A 17789-nucleotide genomic window follows, 5' to 3' on the forward strand; every position below is an offset into this window, starting at 1 on the left:
GACCCACTCCCACAACGCCCGCCCTCACCACACCCCCAAGCGCCCGAGCCGCCATTCCCATTGGTACCTTGAGCGCGATATGGCCGAGGGGCCATGCAAACGGGGGCGTGATGAATCGCGTGATGATCGTCGATGACGAAATTCTGCTGCGGACGTGTATGCAGCGCATTCTGGAGTGCGAACCGGACATCGAGGTGCCGGTGGCCTGCGACGGGCGGGACGTAATCGAAGCGGTGGACACCCACCGGCCCGACGTGGTCCTGCTGGACCTGAGGATGCCGGACGTCGACGGGCTCACCGCCCTCGAATGGATCCGCTCCCGCCCGGCGCCGCCCGCGGTCGCCATCCTCACGACGTTCCTGACCGACGAGGACATCGCCGCGGCGCTGCGCTCCGGCGCGGCGGGCTTCCTGATGAAGGACGCCACCCCGCAAGAACTGGCCCACGTCGTCCGCGTACTGGCCGCGGGCGGCACCGTACTGTCCGCCGCGGCGGCCCGGATCGTCGTCGACGGCTACCTCGACACCGGCCTGCGCCACGATGAACGGGACCCGCGCCTGGACACCCTCACCGAGCGCGAGCACCAGGTGCTCGAACTGCTCGCCGAAGGGCTGACCAACGCGGACATCGGACGCCGCCTGCTGCTGAGCGCGTCGACCACGAAGGAGCACGTCAGCACGATCCTGACGAAGCTGGGCCTCACCAACCGGGTGCAGGCCGCCGTGGTGGCCCACCGCGCCGCGGCCGCCCGGAGACGCCCGCTGGCCCTGTCCGACACCCGCTGAACGACCGAGCGGAGAGCGACCGGAGGCAGCGAGCGGCAAGCAGACACTCACCTCTCCCTCCTCCCCTCTCCCCGGAGCCCATCACCATGACCCTCGGCAACGCGCTCTACGACCAGAAACTGGCGAGCGTCTACGACCGGATGTACCCGATCGGCGAGGACACGGATCAGGCGGTCGAGTTCATCACCGCGCACACCCCGCCCGGAGGCCGCGTCCTGGAACTGGGTGTCGGTACGGGGCGCATCGCCGTCCCGCTCGCCGGGCGCGGCCTGACCGTACACGGCATCGACGGCTCCGAGGCCATGCTCGCCGAGCTGCGTAAACGCGACCCGCAGGGGACGGTGACCACGCAGCTCGGCGACTTCACCGAAGAGGGCACCGACCAGGTCTTCGACACCGTGACCCTCGTCCTCAACACCTTCTTCGTAGCCATCACCAAGGACCAGCAGCTCGGCTGCCTCCGCCTGGCCCGCAAACAGCTCGCCCCCGGAGGCCGCTTCATCCTGGAGGCCTTCGACCCGGCGCCGTACCACCACCTCCAGAAGCCCGACTTCTCCATGCGGCACCTGGACGAGCGGGCCGTCATGCTGGACACCCTCACCGTGGACCGTTCGCAGCAGCTCATGCTCTCGACCCACACCATCGTCGACGGCGGCGCACCGGAGACCCGGGAACACGTACTGCGCTACGCCTTCCCCTTCGAGATCGACCTACTGGCCGAACTGTCCGGAATGCGGCTCCTCGACCGCTCGGAAGACTGGTGGGGCACCCCGTACACCGCCTCCAGCCTGCGGCACGTCTCGGTGTACGAACCGGACCCCGACTCGCCCTGGTCGTCCTCGTCACCCACAGCCGGCTGACGCACCGGCGCTCTCTTCCCGGCGGCAGGGCCCCCGAGCGGCAATTCGGCCCGCACGACGAACCCACCCTCCTCGGTGGCCCCCGCCCGGAACACCCCACCGACGAGCGCTGCCCGTTCCTCCAGCCCCGCCAGCCCGTACCCGCTCACCGGCGCCTCCACCGTGACCCCCACAGCAGACCGCCCCTCCGGAACAGCCCCGTTACGCACCTCCACCACCAGCACATCCCCGTCGTCCGACGGCCGCACGGAGACCACGACGGGCGCCCCGGGCGCGTGCTTCCGCACATTCGTCAACGCCTCCTGAACCGTCCGGTAAGCCACCCGCTCCACCGCGGCCGAAGTCGCCCCGTCCGCCGGCGCCGTGAACCGGAACCGGGCCCCCAGCCGAGCCCCCTCCACCAGCCCCGGCAGATTCCCCAGGCTGACGGAGTCGGAGTCCTCCACCCCCTCCACTCCCTCCACCCCCTCTCTTCCCTTCCGCAACACACCCACCACATCCCGCAGCTCGGCCATCGCCTCCGCACTGTGCCGCCGTATCGTCTCGGCGTCCTGTCGAACCGTGTCATCGGGCGCGGTCGCCCACAGCGCCCCGGACTGTGCCGCGATGATCCCCAAGTGGTACGAGACGGTGTCGTGCATCTCCCGCGCCATCCGGGTCCGCTCCTGCGCCACCGCCCGCTCGGCCTCCAGCCGCCGCCCGTGCTCCTGCGACGCCGTGAGCTCCGCGAGCCGTTCCCGCAACACCGACCGCGTACGGACCAGCAGCCCCAGCCCGGCCGGCCCGACACTGAACATCAGGGCCACCTCGACGGTGAACAGATGGTCCCCCCAGTGCGTGACCTCCTCACCCACCGCATACCCGGACCACACCACCGCCCCGAACAACGCCAGGGCCGCCCCACCGACCACCACCCGCCGCGTACACCGCGACGCCACCGTGAACATCGCGATCATCGGCGCCAGCCACAGATGCCCCGTAGCCATCGACGGCAACGTGGCCACCAACACCACCACCGGAAACCGCCGCCGCACCACCAACGCCCCCAACGAAGGCACACAAACCACCGCAGAAACCCAATCCAACGCCCCGAACAACGTAAACAACTCAGCAGCAGCCACCACAACCAACAACACATCAACCACAAACGGCCCCCACCGAACAGGCGGCCGCCGAACAGGTCTGGGCAGGATCGACCACATGGTGCTTCTCCGGTTTCACAGCGTGGGGGGTGGAGCGGGAGCGTCCATCGCAGTATCGCCGGGGTGGGGGAGGAGAAGACGGGGAGGTAAGGGCAGGGCGGGCGCCCCGACAAACGCGAACGCGCGAGTGAGACGTGCATCACCCTGGCCACCACATCGCCAAACACCACGCAAAACAAGCCAGGGGCCCGACCCGCTCTCGCGGATCAGGCCCCTGACCTGGTGTTCCTTCAGTCGGGGTGGCGGGATTTGAACCCACGAGCTCTTCGTCCCGAATGAGGGTCGGCGGAGATCGCGACCAGCTTGGATGGCATTCCCCCTTGTCAGGGCGTCGGTGCGGGTAGGTGTGGAGTGGTCCCGCGGGGGCTTGAGGAGCGGGTCGGCTCACAAACGGCTCCCAGGCGCTACGACCTGCGACTACGCGGGAGCGATCTTGGAGGCCAGGGCCGCGACGCGCTGCTTGATCGCGTCGCGGATCGGGCGGATGACCTCGACGCCCTCGCCCGCGGGGTCTTGCGAGCCGCCAGTCGAGGCATGTCCTGCCGGGGAAGACCGGGCACGCGTCGCCGCAGTCCAACGTGACCACGTAGTCGGATGCCGGACGGCCTCGGTGGTGAGGACCTTGGGGGTGGCGGCGGTGAGGTCGATGCCTAGTTCGGCCGTGGCTTCGATGGCGGCCGGGTTGACTTGGTCGGCGGGCGGGGAGCCCGCGGAGCGGACCTCCATGCGGTCGGCGGGGCTGCCGGGGCGCGGGGCGGAGAAGTGTGCACAGCGGGCTTCACGGACACCATCCTGACCGCGGGACACGCGGACGGGATGTATGCGGGGGAGGAAGGGGGCGAGAGGTAGGGGGCTTCGGAGCAGCGCAGTGGGCGTGGGAGCCAGCTGGCTTGGATGGCGGAACAGCTGCGGCATCTACGAAGATTCGTAGGTGCCGGGCCTCCTGCTCGTACTGCTGCAACCCACAGTTGTCAGTGCCGACTTCTAAAGTCCCGGTATGGCTATATTCCGGTCCAGCTTCTCGCTCAGGCTCATGGTCGAAGAAGCGCGAAAACTCACCAAGCACGTCGGCGTGCATGAACGGATCGACGCGGTGCTGCGCATCATGGGCGATGGCCTCGGCGGGACGTACGGCAGGGGAAGACCGCTGGTGGACGCTCTGGAGGAGGTGGCCCAAGCGTGCCTGCTCCATGAGGAGTTCGCGCTAGCTCAGCGCTTCCAGAGGTTCGCCGGCTACGCGGGCGGCAAACTCTTCCTCGACACCATTGAGAATTACTACGACGCGGAGGCCCGGCAGCGGAGTGAGGAGTTCATGCGGCGGATGGCTGCCATGGGCGCCGATCGTGCCGTCTCCGCCCTGGAGGCGCTGCGCGCCGAGAACCCTGACGCGAGTGTCACCGATGCCCTTGCTCTCTTCCGCGGCATCGCCCGGTCCACCGTCCATCTGGGTATTGGAGACGGCGAGGGCGGAATCCAGCTGCCCGCCAAGTACCTCAAGCGCCTCCAGGAATTCGGGCACATGGAGCTGATCCTGCGGGATCTGCCCCGGCCAGCCTCCGCCGAGACCGCCCGGATGATGAGCGAGTTCCTGGAAGACGCGGACGCTGGATTGCTGGCCCAGCTGCTGGAATTGCGGGCCAGGCGGGCGGGTCTCGCCTCCCTGCGTGTCGCAGTGGACCGCCCCGAGAGTTCTGAGGGTGCCCTCCATGCCTGCCTGAAGAACCAGGAGTGGATCTTCGGTGGTGCCTTCGTGGCTGAGCTGGCCCGCCGCCAGTACACCCCGGACACCATTCTCGACATTCCGCTGCTGCGAGGGGACGGCTCCTTGCACGTGGTGGAACTCAAGCGCGCCAACATCGAGAAACTGGTCATCCGGCCCAGCGGCCAACTCATGCTGGGCGCCCCGGTCCACCGCGCCGTCTCGCAGACGCAGAACTACCTACGGACCTTGGACGAGGGCCGTGAAACCATCCTTGCGCGGTACGGGGTCGACACGCGCAGGGCTTCCGCGACTGTCGTGATCGGGAGTCCGCAGTACGTGAGTGAGGGGGTCACACCCCAGCAGGTAGCGGACACGCTGCGGACCTACAACACGCACATGGCACGTATAGAAGTGATCACCTACGAGACCTTGCTGGAGTCTGCGGAGCGGATGCTGGCGCTCTCGTCAGCCGGCCAGACCTCCGGCCAAGTTGAGGGACACGCGGCATGAACGACGACTCTCCCGCGATTGAGCCGCTCCTGGCGAGACTCTGCGGTGGCACCATCAGTGGCAAGGACTACGTCGGCTACTTCATGAACGAGCATGGCGAGGAACTCGTCTTCGCCCAGCGGCGGGGCGACAAGACCGCCCGGCTCTGGCACAGCGACGCGGACTGGGGGATGGTCCGGGTCGGTGATCATTCGATACGGCTCGACGGAGCCATGGAAGGGATGATCACCGTGGCCGACCTGATTATCGACCGCTCTGAGGCGACATGGCTGTCCTCCTGCCTGTCAGCCTCCCGCCATCTGCGCCCGGGGCGCGCCTGAAGCGTACAGAAGCAGGTCAGGCGCATACCGGATCCAGTAGGCGCCTGACCTGGTGCTGCTCCGTCGGGGTGGCGGCACTTGGGCCACGGCCTCTTCGTGCCGAATGAGGTTCGGAGGGTGGTCTTGCCTGCGAGGAAGCGTTTGCCCAGGTCAGAGGCGTGATGCTGATTGGTCTCGGGAGGTGTCGAAGGGGGGCCGTGAGCGGGTCGGCTCCCAGAAGGGGCATGTGCCCCGTGTCGATCGAGTGGGGATCGGCAGGCTGAAGGCGTCTCGTTTCCCGGTGCATCGTCACGCAGCTTCGGCTGACGTGCTGACCCCATCGTCGTACGCGACTGCCGCGGTTGTGGCCGTGGCCTCTTTGAGGCCGACAATCTCCTGGTGGCCGTGGAAGTCCGGTTGTTTTGTCCTTGTTGCTGCCGCAGTGGTAGGGGGATGGTGCTGACCTTGACGTGCTGCTTGTGATCGTCCATGGCGACAGTGGTGATATCGGCGCAGCTGCAGGCGCGCCACTCCTATGCTGGCTGAGCGGACGAGGAGCAGGGGGAGGGCCATGCTGTATTGCGAGCGCCATGAGATGCACAACTGCGCCGATTGCACCCCGAATGGGGGAGTGCGACGTCCTGGTCGCCGGGCTGACACAGTTGAGCCGACCTGGGCAGGCTGGCCGAAGGGGGCGATCATTGTCCACGACAGCGGCAAGGCCCACCTACCTGGATGCGCCCACCTCTCGGACAGCCAGATTCGGGCCCCGAAGTTCGGCTGGGTGACCGATCCCGCCCCAGGCGCGTGGCGCCGACTCTCCGAGTCCAATCCGCTCCAGGCGGCCGAGGGCAACATCGAACTCGCGGGGGTAAGCCGTTGCCAGACCTGTGACGCCACCCAATAGTCCATAGGCGCTCTCAAAGGGGGTTTGCTCGGCTTCGACACCCACGCAGCAGCCGCGTGGGCCTCTGCGTCAGTACCCGTGTACGAGTCGAAGGCCAGGACGTGGTGAGTCCGAGACCTGCCCCCCGCCCTGCACGCTGATCGGTACGAGGCCGAAAACGTAGTCATTGAGTTCTTCGGGGTGGATTCCCATCTGGTCAGCGACCTCGGCGGGTGTCATGCCTTTGTCCCGTAGAGCGTCGAAGACCTTGGCCAGGAGTTGGCTGCTCTCGCGGGCCATGAGCGACTTAGGTTCGCCGTTGCGGTAGCCCATCTGCGCGAGTTTCTTGACCGTCTGGGCGTGCTTCCACTCGGAGAGGAGCCCAAGATCGCGGAGCCGATAGGTGAGAGCCATGGCGGATACCGCCCAGCGCCGTTTGGCGCTGAGGATCCGGTCCACTGATGCGTCGCCCAGTTGCTGGGCGATGATCCCGGCCTTGGGCATGAGGAAGGCGGACGCGAAGGCGTTGGCCTCCGGCTCGGCTGCACGGCCGCGGGGGAGCCTGTATTCGGAGTGCAGGACGAGGTGGCCGAGTTCGTGGGCAGCGTCAAACCGGCCTCGTTCTCCGGTCTTCCGTGTATTCAGGAAGATGTAGGGCGTGCCGGCGTGCGTTGTAGAGAAGGCGTCGGCGTCGAGGCAGTCGGGAGCCAGGGAGAAGACCCGTACGCCATTGGCCTCCAAGAGGTGTACGAGGTTGGGTACGGGGCCTTCGCCCAGTCCCCACGCGGCCCGGACTTGTTCGGCAGCTTGTTCAGGAGCGAGGTGGGGGTAGGTAGGCACGTTGGGGGCGGGCAGGCGGAACCGCTCCTGCAGCCATGCGTTGAGGGTGGAGGCCACGGCACCAGATCCAAGTGTGGCGTCCCGCTCCAGGGCGCTCATCTTTGTGGGTGCCCTGAAGCTGACTGCGTCCAGCTGCATCTCTGGTGCCGGCGGTGCCTGGAAGAACGACACGGGAAAGCGTAGGGCGTTCGCCAAGGTGGAGAGCGTGTCTGCGGACGGGGCCTTCCGGTGCTTCTCGAAGGCGTTGATGCTTTGCGCAGAGAGCCCAGAGGCCGCAGCCAGGGCCGCTTGGGTCATGCGCCGTCGCTTGCGCGCGAGGACCAGCCGCTCTGGCGTGAACACGTGCTTCAACTCCCATGTCTTGCTCTGACCAGTTAATTCTCCCCCAGAAGTTCCACGACGACCTCCGGAGCCTCTCCGTCGCCGGGATCGTCGAGGGAGATGTCGAAGCCCGGGTCGTCCATGGGCGGCAGGCTGATGGGTATACGGGTGTGCCACTCGTCGACGAACTTGCCGTTCATCTTCACTGGCAGGGACAGTTCGGCGAAGACCTCACCCTGGTCCCGCCTGTAGAGCAGGCACCAGGTCGGGATCTGGTCCAACTCCACCCCGTACAGCAGCTCGTCGCGGGAGACGAACGACAGTTGCCCGTTCTTCTCCACCATGCGTGCCATTGCCGGACCCTTGGGGTTCTTCGATCTCACCGGCTTCTTCAGGTTCGCGACTCCGCCCTCGGCGCTGATCGCCGTAATGGCGTGAGTGCGGTCCGGGTGAATCACGCGGAGGATGCTGTCTCGTGACGTGCGTGCCCAGCCGTCGGGCACCAGCACCTCAGCCAGGTAGCGGTTCGCGCGGCTCCAGAAGAGGAAGCCTCGTGCGGCAGGAGCGTCGAAGTCCGTGCAGCCACGTACATCTTCGACTGCCATCCCTAACGCCACAGTGAACAGATCGACTGACACGCCGAGTTCGGCAAGCTGCCTGGCGTGTCGCTGGGGGTCGAGCTGTGCCAAGGTTCGTTCCCTCCAAGCGTCTCAAGTTTCAGAAATCATACCTCGACCGAGGTGCGAATTCTGAAACCCGAGGCAATCGTACGCGTGTTCCCTCTGGTGTCTCAAGAGGGTTGGTTCTTGGCGAGGTGCTTCTGTGCTGTGCGTAGAAGGGGCAGCTGAAGGCGAGTTCGCGGAAGGCGTTGCGGACAGCCGTCAACGGCTCGCGGTCGCGGGTGTAGTAGGGCTTGTTCGTCAGTAGCCCAGGTTCCCTGTTTGGGGGAGATCCGCATGCCGGTGCCGTGAAGCTGTAGTGCTCGTATGTGCGATTTGCGGGGTCAGTGCCGGGGGGCAGGCTGCCAGAAGAGGCCGCGCACGGGCTCCAGGGTTCCGGTCTGGACACTGAGCGATTCCTCGACCCAGCTTGCTCCGCATCCCGGTGCTGTGGGGGCGGCCGTGGGGTCGAGCATGTGCTGCAGGAATCGGGCGAGGTCGTCGAGGAGGGGCAAGGTGCCGGCGATGCCGCAGATGCCACCGAGGGGGCGGGCGGTGTTGGACGGCCCTTCATCACCGCCGTGAACAGCCAAGCCCGCTCGCTGCCTGGACAGAGCGGGTGTTAAGTGACTGAACAGGGCGGGCTCTTCCTGAGTGGACACCGAGGCGTTTCACTCAGGAAACGGTGGGATGTTCCTCTGGGGACGGCTCAGTGTCGCTGTGACTGTTGTGCAGGTGCGCAATGCCCGTGCCTGACATTCACCCTGCGCTGTGGCGTACCTCACTCGCCCGTGCGCTCGGCGGCCCCTCGGCGAGGTGCTGGCCGTTGCCTCAGCGGGGGAGGGATGGGGTCGCCCGGGAGTCGGATCCTGAAGTTGGCTCCCAAAACGGGGTCGTACGACAGGTCAAGCCCGGTACTGATCTCTCAGTACCGGGCTTGACCTGGTGTTCCTTCAGTCGGGGTGGCGGGATTTGAACCCACGACCTCTTCGTCCCGAACGAAGCGCGCTGCCAAGCTGCGCCACACCCCGAAGCAACGAGCTCTACTTTAGCGGACCGATCCCCATAGGTGAAATCCGGTTCTCCGGGCGACGGGGTTGGGGCCTGACCTGGTCGATCGCTACGAGGATCAGGGCGAGGGCGTAGAAGGCGGAGCCGAAGATGAGGGTGTTCAGGGCGATGCCGGCGTAGCCGTGGAGGTCGACGTCAAGGAAGGGGTACGGGTAGCGGCCCTCGGTGCCGGGGGTGAGGAGGGCGCCGCGGAGGAGGGCGAAGGGGAGGTAGAGGAAGGGGTAGGCGAGCCACTGGGCGGCGTGGCGCCAGCGGAAGCCGCGGGGGGCGGTGAGCAGGAGCCAGTCGAGGGCGGCGCCGATGGGGGTGACGGTGTGCAGGAGGTGGGTGGAGATGGTGCGGACGGTGTCGTGTTCCGGGGTGCCGGTCATCGAGAAGCTGCTGGAGTCGTTGGTGAGCACCAGGTGGAAGACGAGACCGGTGATGGCTATGTAGAGGAGGACGCCGCCGCTGATGCGGGAGGAGATCGGGGGGCGCGCGGACCAGGCGCGGTAGGAGGACCAGGCGAAGAAGACGGTGACGGCGATGTTCGTCTGGACTGTGAAGTAGCTGAAGAGGCGGCCCAGGTCCGGGGTGATCGCGATGTCCAGGACGAGGCCGGTCAGCGCGGCCAGCGCGATCAGCAGGCGGAAGGCGGCGGCCAGCGGGCGGCGGACCGGGGGCACGACCGCGGAGGCCGGGGTCTGGGCCGAGGCGGCGGCCGCTCCCCGGGCGTACCGGGTGGAGGCGTGCGAGGTGGCCTGGGGCGGACGGGAGCTCGGGACGCGTGCGCTGGTCGGGTCGATCATCCCCCCACGCTAGACGGGAGTGGGGGGCGATGTGGAAGGTGTGTGCGAATTGGCGGGGGAGGGGGACGGAGCGGGAGGGGCCGACGTACCCGTGGGGTGGTACGGGTACGTCGGAGGCCGCCCGGTGGCTCAGTCCCGTGCCGTCAGTGTGAGGAGTGTCGCTTCCGGGGGGCAGGCGAAGCGGACCGGGGTGTAGCGGTTGGTGCCGCAGCCCGCGGAGACGTGGAGGAAGGAGGTGTGGCCGCCCGCGGTGTGGGTGGACAGGCCCTTGACCCGGTCCGGGTCGATGTCGCAGTTGGTGACCAGGGCCCCGTAGAAGGGGATGCAGAGCTGGCCGCCGTGGGTGTGGCCGGCCAGGATCAGCGGGTAGCCGTCGGCGGTGAAGGCGTCCAGGGAGCGCAGGTAGGGGGCGTGGACGACGGCCAGGGAGAGGTCGGCGTCGGGCTCCGGGCCGCCGGCGACCCGGGCGTAGCGGTCCCGCTTGATGTGCGGGTCGTCCAGGCCGGTCAGTGCGATCTCGAAGCCGCCGGCCGAGCCGTCCAGCTTGAGGCGGCCGCGGGTGTTGGAGAGGTTGACCCAGCCGGCCGTGTCGAAGGCGTCGCGCAGGTCTTCCCAGGGGTTGTGGACGACGCCGACGGCGGGCGGGTTGCCGTTCAGGCCGTGTCGCTTCTGGGCCTTCTCGATCAGGTAGCGGGCGGGATTGCGCAGCTTCGGGCCGTAGTAATCGTTGGAGCCGAAGACGTACGCGCCCGGGAACTCCATGAGCGGGCCGAGCGCGTCCAGTGCCTCGGGGACGCCGTCGGGGTCGGAGAGGTTGTCGCCCGTGTTGATGACGAAGTCGGGGCGCAGCCCGGCCAGCGACTGGAGCCAGCGCTGTTTCTTGCGCTGGCCGCTGACCATGTGGATGTCGGAGACCTGCAGGACGCGCAACGGCCGCATTCCGGGCGGCAGAACGGGCACGGTGACCCGGCGCAGTCTGAAGGAGCGGACTTCGAATCCGGCGGCGTAGGCCAGGCCCGCCGCACCGGCCGCGGCGATGGACAGGGGGACTCCGTAACGGGCGCGCATGGTTCCCATCGTGGCAGAGGGAGGGGGGAGGGTGCCCACAGGGAGTGGATCAGGCGCCCGTCGGGACGTCACGCCTGCTCACCCGTACGCAATGGTGGAGCGCCGGGCGCTGCGTACGGGCATACTCGACGTCATGACCACGCTCAAGTCGAAGCTGCAGGACGACCTCACCACGGCCATCAAGGCCCGTGACGAGCTGCGCTCTTCCACCCTCCGTCTCACCCTGACCGCCGTCCAGAAGGAGGAGGTCGCGGGCACCGAGGCGCGCGAGCTGTCGGACGCCGAGGTCGAGAAGATCGTCGCGCGGGAGGCGAAGAAGCGCCGGGAGGCCGCCGAGGCGTTCGACAAGGGCGGCCGCGCCGAGTCGGCCGAGCGGGAGCGCGCGGAGGGCGAGGTGCTCGCCGAGTACCTGCCGAAGCCGCTCTCGGACGAGGAGCTGGAGAACATCGTCGCCGAGGCCGTGGCGGAGGCGAAGGGCGGCGGCGCCGAGGGCCCGAAGGCGATGGGCGCCGTCATGAAGATCGTCAACCCGAAGATCGCGGGCCGGGCCGAGGGCGGCCGGGTGGCCGCGGCGGTCAAGAAGCTGCTCGCGGGCTGAGGGAACGGCAGTACGGAGCAGGGGCGCCCCCACCCGGTGGGGGCGCCCCTGCTCGCCTTTGTGTGTCACGGGCCGGCTGACGTCAGCCCGTCCCCCCGAAGAGCCCGGGGAAGCCGGGGATGTCCCAGCCGCCGCCCGGCTTGTCGCCGCCGTGGCCATGGCCGCCGCCGTGGCCGCCTCCGGGCCGGTCGTGGCGGCCGCCGCCTCCGCGGTTCTTGCCGTCGTCCTTGTCCTTGCCGGCGTCGCCGAGCGGGACGGTGGGCAGCGACGGTGCGGGCCTGCCGGACAGCGCGCCCGACATCGCCTCGCGCCAGATCGGGCCGGGGGTGTCCCCGCCGTACACCTTGTCGTGGAAGTTGCCGCCGATGGTGATGTCGAACATCCGGCGCTTGTGAGCCGGGTCACCCACCCACACCGCGCCGGCCATGTTCGGGGTGTAGCCGGTGAACCAGGCCGCGTACCGGCTGTCGGTGGTGCCGGTCTTGCCCGCGCTGTCCCGGCCCTGGAGGCCGGCCTGCCTGCCGGTGCCGTCCTCGACCACGCCCTTGAGCAGCGCGTTGATGGTCTTGGCGGTCTGCTGGGACATCGCACGGTGGCAGCTGGTCTTCGGTACGGTCAGCGCCTTGCCGGTCGCGTCGGTGATCGACTCGATGGCGACCGGGGAGCAGTGGACGCCCTCGTTGGCGAAGGTCGCGTAGGCGTTGGCCATGATCAGCGGGGACACCTCGGGGGAGCCCAGCGCGATGGCGGGGCTCTGCTCCACCGGCTTGCCGTTGGAGCGCTTGATGCCCATCTTGTCGGCCATCTTGGTCACCGGGCAGATCCCGATGTCGCTGATCAGCTGCACGAAGTAGGTGTTGACCGACTTCGCGGTCGCCTCCTTCATGCTGTACGGGCCGACCTCGGAGGTGTTCTCGTTCGAGACCGGGTCGTTGCCCGTCCACTGCCCTGTGCAGGTGGAGACCGGGCTCGGGTACTGCATCTTGTACGGCGACGAGTACGACTGGTCCGGGCTCTTGCCGGCCTCCAGGGCCGCCGCCGCGATCACCGGCTTGAACGTCGAGCCGGGCTGGTAGCCCGCGCCGCCGCCCATCTTCTGGTCGACGGACAGGTTCATCTGAGTCTGGTTCTGACCGAAGCCGTACGGGCGTGACTGGCCCATGCCCAAAATCTTTCCGGTGCCGGGCTGGACGATCGTCGCCGCGGCGGCGACGGGGTCGTTGTCGTAGACCTGACCGGTGACGGCCGACTGGATCGCCTTCTGGGTCTGCGGGTCGAGCGTCGTACGGATCGTCAGGCCACCCTGGTTCCAGCGCTTGCTGCGTTCCTTGCGGGTCTTGCCGAAGGCCTGGTCGTTCAGCAGCACCTCGCGTACGTAGTCGCAGAAGAACCCGGCACCCGAACCGGCCGTGATGCAGCCGTTCTTGGGGCGGCTGACGTCCAGCTTGATCGGCTTCTTGGCGGCGGCGTCGGCCTCGGCCTGGGTAACGGCCTTCGTGTCGGCCATCCGCTGCAGCACGGTGTTCCGGCGGCGCTGCGCCTCCTTGGGGTCGTTGACCGGGTCGTACCGGCTCGGCGACTGCACGATGCCCGCCAGCAGCGCGGACTCGTCCAGGGTCAGGTCCTTGGCGTGCTTGCTGAAATACCGCTGCGCGGCGGCCTCGACGCCGTACGCCTGCTGCCCGAAGAAGGTGATGTTCAGGTAGTTCTGAAGGATCTTCTGCTTGCCCAGCTCCTCCTCGACCTGGATCGCGTACTTCAGCTCCTTGACCTTGCGGCCGATGGTCTGCTGGGTGGCCTGGGCGACCTTGTCAGGGTCGTCGCCGGCCTCCTCGACGAAGACGTTCTTCACGTACTGCTGCGTCAGCGTCGAGGCGCCCTCGGAGACGCCGCCGGACCGCGCGTTCTTGTTGAGCGCGCGCAGGATGCCCTTCAGGTCGATCGCGCCGTGCTGGTAGAAACGCGCGTCCTCGATGGCGACGATCGCCTTCTGGACGTACGGCGACATGTCCTTGAGGCCGACCACGGTGCGGTCGCGCGAGTAGACCTTGGCGATCTCGCCGCCGTTCGCGTCGAGGATGGTGGTCCGCTGGCTCAGCGGTGGAGTCTTGAGGTTGGCGGGGATCTCGTCGAAGCCCTCGACCGATCCCTTGGCCGCGAGGCCCAGCGCGCCGGCGGCGGGGAGGGCCAGGCCCGCCAGCACCGCTCCGGCCAGGACGCTGACACCCAGGAATTTAGCGGCCTGCTGGGTCTTGGTCAGACCCCCGCCGTCGCGCTTCTTACCCATGAGGGCAGCCTAAGCCCTCGTGTGCGGCGTCCCGAGGGAGCGGGGCTGGCTCGGGACGTCCGCGTATCGGGGCGTGCGGTTCCGGCTGGCCTGAAGGGGTCTCGGGTGGCTTGAAGTGGTGCGGGGTGACGGGAGGGGCGCGGGTGGCCGACGTGGTCCTCCGGCCGTGCTGTGACCGCGGTGGCGCCGGTGGCGACCGGCCCGGTGCGACTTCCCGATGTAGCTACGTTCTCAATCGCCGGACAGGGGCGCATCTGTTCGTTTAACCTGATCCCGTCCGGCGCGGCAGAGAGATCACGTCGCTTCGTCAACCCCGCCTTCGTGTGCGCAGAGCGCCCCGTACGTCCGCTTCTGTCGCCGAAAACCCGTTGTGGCGGTGGTGAACTGCCCCATGCTGCCGGGAACGTGGCGTATGCCACCGGCTCACTCCGTTGGGTGATCTGCCGCGTACGCATAGTCCGTTCGGGCCATTCAAGATTGGGCCCGAAGGGGGTGTTGCGCCCTGCTCGCCTTCCGTAACGTCCTCAACTGGCAACGGTGAATATGCCGCTTGCCGCCGTGGGGGAGCCTCGATTCGGGAGAGGACGGCGCCAGCATGAGCTGGGTAACCGACTGGAGTACACAGGCAGCCTGCCGCACCACCGATCCGGACGAGCTGTTCGTTCAGGGCGCGGCCCAGAACCGGGCCAAGGCGGTCTGCACCGGATGCCCGGTGCGGACGGAGTGCTTGGCCGACGCCCTGGACAACCGCGTGGAGTTCGGAGTCTGGGGCGGCATGACCGAGCGCGAGCGGAGGGCGCTGCTGCGCCGCCGCCCGACCGTCACCTCGTGGCGCCGGCTGCTGGAGACGGCGCGTACGGAATACGAGCGCAGCACCGGCATCCTGCCCGTGGACTGCGAGGACGACGAGACGTACGAGACCACCTACGACAACACGTACGGCAACCGCTACGACGGTACGTACGGCGACTACGCCGCGGTCGGCTAGGCAGCGGCAGCCGTCTGCCGTGGGCCGCGCGGTCCACGGGCGTATTCGGCGTGGGCCGGAGTGGCCGACGAGCGGTCCGGCTGTGGTCGGAGTGCGATTCGGTGTGCGCGGTGCGGTAGGACCCGGTGCCTGGCTCCTCGGTGCCGGGAGGGCTCGGGACGGCGTAAGCCTTCTCCCCGTGCCCTGAGTCCTGAATCCGGAGACCTGAGCCGCGAGTCGGGGCCCTGAGTCGGGAGCCCTGAGCCAGGAGCTCTGAGCCGTGCGTTCGGAGCCTTGACCGCTGCTCCCCAGGTCGCCACCCGGTTTTTTTCCTACGGCCTCTTGGGCCGCGTACGGGACCTTGAGTCCCTGTTGCGGTCAGGCGTGGGCGCGTACGGTGCTCCGCCCGTCCGGTTCGGCGGCAGCGCTGAAACGGTGGGGAGGCGGTGCTCCGCCCCGGTCAGCTTCCGGCGCCCCGCCCGTCGTCCGCCGCCCGCCCCTGGCCGGCGAGGCGGGCGCCGATGGTGCGCAGCCCCGCGAGGTCGTGCACGTCTCCGGGCAGCGCGGCGATCTCCGCGACCGGGACCTCGGGATGCAGCGCGGTGAAGCGGTCGCGCGTACGCCGCTCGCGGGCGAGTACGTGCATCCGCTCGGCGTGCAGCCGCAGCAACCCGGCGGCGAGCCGCGCTGCCGACGGGGAACCGTCTGTTGTGTGTGGGTCCGCCGCGGCGGGGGAGTGGCCGTCGGCGGTACGAGAATCAGCCTTCCCGGCTGCTAGATCCACAATGCCGCCGTCACCAAGATTTTCAGACCGGCCGCCGGACGGTCCCGGAGCGCCGTCGTCCTCGCAGGCGGCCCGGTCCCGGTCCGCCAGGGCCTCCGCCGCGGCCAGCGCACGTTCCGCGCCGAGCTGGGCGGCGCCGCTGCCGTGCACCCGGTTCAGGACGAGTCCGGCCAAGGGCATCTGCTCGGCGGCCAGCCGTTCGACGAAGTACGCGGCCTCGCGCAGCGCGTCCCGCTCCGGGGCCGCCACGACGAGGAACGCGGTGCCGGGGGCCTGGAGGAGCCGGTACGTGGCGTCAGCGCGCGTACGGAAGCCGCCGAACATGGTGTCCATGGCGGCGGCGAACGTCTGGACGTCCCGCAGCAGTTGACCGCCCATGATCTTGCTGAGGGTGCCGGTCATCATCGACATACCGACATTGAGGAACTTCATCCCGGCCCGCCCGCCGGCCTTCGCGGGCGCCATCAGCACCCGGATGAACTTGCCGTCCAGGAAGGACCCGAGCCGCTTGGGCGCGTCCAGGAAGTCCAGCGCGGAGCGGCTGGGCGGGGTGTCGACGATGATCAGGTCCCACGCGTCGCGGGTGCGCAGCTGGCCCAGCTTCTCCATGGCCATGTACTCCTGCGTGCCCGCGAAGCCGGCCGACAGGGACTGGTAGAAGGGGTTCTCCAGGATCGCGCGGGCCCGCTCGGCGTCCGCGTGCGCCTCGACGATCTCGTCGAAGGTGCGCTTCATGTCCAGCATCATCGCGTGCAGCTCGCCGCCCGCGCTCTCGTCGATGCCCTTGACCCGGCGGGGCACGTTGTCCAGCTCCGAGATGCCCATCGACTGCGCCAGCCGGCGGGCCGGGTCGATGGTCAGCACGACGGCCTTGCGGCCGCGCTCGGCGGCGCGTACGCCGAGGGCCGCGGCGGTCGTGGTCTTGCCGACGCCGCCGGAGCCGCAGCAGACGACGATGCGGGTGCGCGGGTCGTCGAGCAGCGAATCCACTTCGAGGAGGGCGGCGGGGGAGTCCAGCGCGCCGTGTTCGGCGGCGGGCGGTGCGGCGCGCCCGGCCGGAGCGGCGTCGGCGTCCGGGGTGCTGTCGTCCGGGAGACTTGCGTCCGCGGTCATATGGGCCCCTGTTTCCGCAGGTCTCGCGCGAGCCGGTACAGCCCGGCGAGGTCCACTCCCTCGGGGAGCAGCTCCAACTCGTAGGTGGGCAGGTCGAGTCCGGCCAGTTCGGCGTGCTCGGCCCGCTCCAGGTCGACGCGCTGCGCGTGCTCGCGGGCCTCTTCGAGGAGGGGGTCGATGAGCCCGTCGGCCCACTTCACACCGGCCGCGCCCCGGCGGCCGCCGCGCAGACCCGCCTCGGCCAGCGCCTCGGCGATGCCCCGGCGCGCGCCGTTGGCGGCGATGTCGACCTCGCCGGTGTCCAGCACCTCGGGCCGGGTCATGTTGATCACGATGCCGCCGACCGGCAGCCCGGCGGCGCGCAGCTCGGCGATGCCGTCGACGGTCTCCTGTACGGGCATCTCCTCCAGCAGCGTCACCAGGTGGACGGCTGTCTCGGGAGACTTCAGGACGCGCATCACGGCCTGTGCCTGGTTGTGGATCGGCCCTATTTTGGCCAGGCCCGCGACCTCGTCGTTGACGTTCAGGAAGCGGGTGATGCGGCCGGTGGGCGGGGCGTCCATCACGACGGCGTCGTAGACGAACCGGCCGCGCTTGTCCTTGCGGCGCACCGCCTCGCACGCCTTGCCCGTCAGCAGGACGTCCCGCAGTCCGGGCGCGATGGTCGTGGCGAAGTCGATCGCGCCGAGCTTCTTCAGGGCCCGGCCCGCGCCGCCGAGCTTGTAGAACATCTGGAGGTAGTCCAGCAGCGCCCGCTCGGCGTCGATGGCCAGCGCGTACACGCTGCCGCCATCGGGGCCCGGCGCCACCGCGATCTTGCGCTCCTCGTAGGGGAGCGCCTCGGTCTCGAACACCTGGGCAATGCCCTGCCGGCCCTCGACCTCGACCAGGAGGGTACGGCGTCCCTCGGTGGCCAGGGCGAGGGCGAGGGCAGCGGCGACCGTGGTCTTGCCGGTACCGCCCTTGCCGCTGACGACATGGAGCCTGCTCACGCCAAGGAGCCTAACCAGTCCGGCGGCGGGCTACGCACGGGACCGGCGTCGGGTTGT

14 protein-coding genes, 1 tRNA gene and 2 pseudogenes are annotated in these 17789 nt (G+C 68.8%); 6 read left to right on the forward strand and 11 right to left on the reverse strand.

Annotation, left to right across the window (positions count from 1 at the left end; translation table 11 throughout):
• Positions 1-122 precede the first annotated feature (122 nt).
• Positions 123-785, forward strand: a complete 663-nt coding sequence (locus tag ACZ4Z1_RS10350) for a response regulator (RefSeq protein WP_468486141.1) — start codon at positions 123-125, stop codon at positions 783-785.
• Positions 786-871: 86 nt separating this feature from the next.
• On the forward strand, positions 872-1645 hold the full coding sequence (locus tag ACZ4Z1_RS10355; protein WP_468486142.1) for a class I SAM-dependent methyltransferase: 774 nt from the start codon (positions 872-874) through the stop codon (positions 1643-1645).
• A gap of 47 nt (positions 1646-1692) precedes the next feature.
• Here ACZ4Z1_RS10355 and ACZ4Z1_RS10360 read toward each other — a convergent pair.
• Positions 1693-2847, reverse strand: a pseudogene (locus ACZ4Z1_RS10360) (sensor histidine kinase); the annotation flags it as partial.
• 417 nt (positions 2848-3264) lie between these two features.
• Positions 3265-3669: pseudogene (locus tag ACZ4Z1_RS10365) on the reverse strand (arsenate reductase/protein-tyrosine-phosphatase family protein).
• A 211-nt stretch (positions 3670-3880) separates the two neighbouring features.
• On the opposite strand from ACZ4Z1_RS10365, the gene ACZ4Z1_RS10370 reads away from it, so the two are divergent.
• Together ACZ4Z1_RS10370 and ACZ4Z1_RS10375 are read left to right on the forward strand one after the other, a co-directional pair.
• Entirely contained in the window at positions 3881-5059 is a 1179-nt protein-coding gene (locus ACZ4Z1_RS10370) for a Shedu anti-phage system protein SduA domain-containing protein (RefSeq protein ID WP_468486143.1), read from the forward strand.
• On the forward strand, positions 5056-5379 hold the full coding sequence (locus tag ACZ4Z1_RS10375) for a hypothetical protein (RefSeq protein ID WP_468486144.1): 324 nt from the start codon (positions 5056-5058) through the stop codon (positions 5377-5379). The genes ACZ4Z1_RS10370 and ACZ4Z1_RS10375 overlap by 4 nt, the downstream gene beginning before the upstream one ends.
• Positions 5380-6334: 955 nt before the next feature.
• Here ACZ4Z1_RS10375 and ACZ4Z1_RS10380 read toward each other — a convergent pair.
• From ACZ4Z1_RS10380 to ACZ4Z1_RS10405, 6 genes are all read right to left on the reverse strand, one after another.
• Positions 6335-7426 (reverse strand): helix-turn-helix domain-containing protein, encoded by a 1092-nt coding sequence (locus ACZ4Z1_RS10380; protein WP_468486145.1) that lies wholly within the window; start codon positions 7424-7426, stop codon positions 6335-6337.
• Positions 7427-7458: 32 nt separating this feature from the next.
• Positions 7459-8094: a hypothetical protein gene (locus tag ACZ4Z1_RS10385; protein ID WP_468486146.1), complete on the reverse strand. Its 636-nt coding sequence runs from the start codon at positions 8092-8094 to the stop codon at positions 7459-7461.
• Between the two features lie 314 nt (positions 8095-8408).
• A complete protein-coding gene (locus ACZ4Z1_RS10390) occupies positions 8409-8657 on the reverse strand; it encodes a hypothetical protein (RefSeq protein WP_468486147.1) in 249 nt (82 codons plus the stop codon).
• 364 nt (positions 8658-9021) lie between these two features.
• Positions 9022-9095 (reverse strand) — tRNA-Pro (locus tag ACZ4Z1_RS10395).
• Positions 9096-9107: 12 nt separating this feature from the next.
• Positions 9108-9923 (reverse strand): Pr6Pr family membrane protein, encoded by an 816-nt coding sequence (locus tag ACZ4Z1_RS10400; RefSeq protein WP_468486148.1) that lies wholly within the window; start codon positions 9921-9923, stop codon positions 9108-9110.
• A gap of 129 nt (positions 9924-10052) precedes the next feature.
• On the reverse strand, positions 10053-10991 hold the full coding sequence (locus tag ACZ4Z1_RS10405; RefSeq protein WP_468486149.1) for a metallophosphoesterase: 939 nt from the start codon (positions 10989-10991) through the stop codon (positions 10053-10055).
• 133 nt (positions 10992-11124) lie between these two features.
• On the opposite strand from ACZ4Z1_RS10405, the gene ACZ4Z1_RS10410 reads away from it, so the two are divergent.
• Positions 11125-11589 carry a GatB/YqeY domain-containing protein gene (locus ACZ4Z1_RS10410; RefSeq protein WP_468486150.1) on the forward strand — a complete coding sequence of 155 codons (465 nt, stop codon included), beginning with the start codon at positions 11125-11127 and terminating at the stop codon, positions 11587-11589.
• An 82-nt stretch (positions 11590-11671) separates the two neighbouring features.
• On the opposite strand, the gene ACZ4Z1_RS10415 is transcribed toward ACZ4Z1_RS10410, so the two are convergent.
• Complete coding sequence (locus tag ACZ4Z1_RS10415; RefSeq protein ID WP_468486151.1) at positions 11672-13876, reverse strand: transglycosylase domain-containing protein; 2205 nt, start codon at positions 13874-13876, stop codon at positions 11672-11674.
• Between the two features lie 595 nt (positions 13877-14471).
• On the opposite strand from ACZ4Z1_RS10415, the gene ACZ4Z1_RS10420 reads away from it, so the two are divergent.
• Entirely contained in the window at positions 14472-14864 is a 393-nt protein-coding gene (locus ACZ4Z1_RS10420) for a WhiB family transcriptional regulator (protein ID WP_468486152.1), read from the forward strand.
• Between the two features lie 439 nt (positions 14865-15303).
• On the opposite strand, the gene bagB is transcribed toward ACZ4Z1_RS10420, so the two are convergent.
• Positions 15304-16740: an ATPase BagB gene (gene bagB / locus ACZ4Z1_RS10425; RefSeq protein ID WP_468486153.1), complete on the reverse strand. Its 1437-nt coding sequence runs from the start codon at positions 16738-16740 to the stop codon at positions 15304-15306.
• Entirely contained in the window at positions 16737-17732 is a 996-nt protein-coding gene (gene bagA, locus ACZ4Z1_RS10430) for an ATPase BagA (protein WP_468486154.1), read from the reverse strand. The genes bagB and bagA overlap by 4 nt, the downstream gene beginning before the upstream one ends.
• Between the last annotated feature and the right edge of the window lie 57 nt (positions 17733-17789).

Source organism: Streptomyces sp. NPDC030165 (genome assembly GCF_055573595.1).

What these genes read in the sequence shown, in the direction of transcription:
- ACZ4Z1_RS10375 (WP_468486144.1), top strand. Translation starts at nt 5,056, where the DNA reads ATGAACGACGACTCTCCCGCGATTGAGCCGCTCCTGGCGAGACTCTGC.
- ACZ4Z1_RS10420 (WP_468486152.1), top strand. Translation starts at nt 14,472, where the DNA reads ATGAGCTGGGTAACCGACTGGAGTACACAGGCAGCCTGCCGCACCACC.
- ACZ4Z1_RS10405 (WP_468486149.1), bottom strand. Translation starts at nt 10,991, where the DNA reads ATGCGCGCCCGTTACGGAGTCCCCCTGTCCATCGCCGCGGCCGGTGCG.
- ACZ4Z1_RS10350 (WP_468486141.1), top strand. Translation starts at nt 123, where the DNA reads ATGATCGTCGATGACGAAATTCTGCTGCGGACGTGTATGCAGCGCATT.
- ACZ4Z1_RS10415 (WP_468486151.1), bottom strand. Translation starts at nt 13,876, where the DNA reads ATGGGTAAGAAGCGCGACGGCGGGGGTCTGACCAAGACCCAGCAGGCC.
- ACZ4Z1_RS10400 (WP_468486148.1), bottom strand. Translation starts at nt 9,923, where the DNA reads ATGATCGACCCGACCAGCGCACGCGTCCCGAGCTCCCGTCCGCCCCAG.
- ACZ4Z1_RS10355 (WP_468486142.1), top strand. Translation starts at nt 872, where the DNA reads ATGACCCTCGGCAACGCGCTCTACGACCAGAAACTGGCGAGCGTCTAC.
- ACZ4Z1_RS10370 (WP_468486143.1), top strand. Translation starts at nt 3,881, where the DNA reads ATGGTCGAAGAAGCGCGAAAACTCACCAAGCACGTCGGCGTGCATGAA.
- ACZ4Z1_RS10410 (WP_468486150.1), top strand. Translation starts at nt 11,125, where the DNA reads ATGACCACGCTCAAGTCGAAGCTGCAGGACGACCTCACCACGGCCATC.
- bagB (WP_468486153.1), bottom strand. Translation starts at nt 16,740, where the DNA reads ATGACCGCGGACGCAAGTCTCCCGGACGACAGCACCCCGGACGCCGAC.